General features: G+C 63.4%; 1 protein-coding gene. It reads left to right on the forward strand.

What is annotated here, in order from left to right:
• On the forward strand, nt 1-363 hold a 363-nt coding region (locus MOV75_RS42120), incomplete at both ends, for an efflux RND transporter permease subunit (RefSeq protein ID WP_246933140.1).

Raw genomic sequence — 363 nt, forward strand, 5'->3', positions numbered from 1 at the left:
GCCATGATTGCCGCGATGCTGATCGTCGTCATGCTGCAGGTGCGCTCGTTCTCGACGATGGCGATGGTCGTCCTGACGGGACCGCTCGGCCTCGTCGGCGTCGTGCCGGCATTGCTGCTCTTCCACCAGCCATTCGGGTTCAACGCCATCCTGGGCCTGATCGGACTGGCGGGCATCCTGATGCGCAACACGCTGATCCTGACCGAACAGATCAAGGAGAACCTTGCCGCCGGACTTGACGACTATCACGCTGTCATCGAGGCCACGGTGCAACGCACGAGGCCGGTGATCCTCACCGCATTGGCCGCCGTGCTGGCCTTCATCCCGCTCACGCATTCCGTGTTCTGGGGGTCGATGGCCTAC

The sequence above is a fragment of the Bradyrhizobium sp. PRIMUS42 genome (assembly GCF_023006515.1).
Lineage (GTDB): Bacteria > Pseudomonadota > Alphaproteobacteria > Rhizobiales > Xanthobacteraceae > Bradyrhizobium.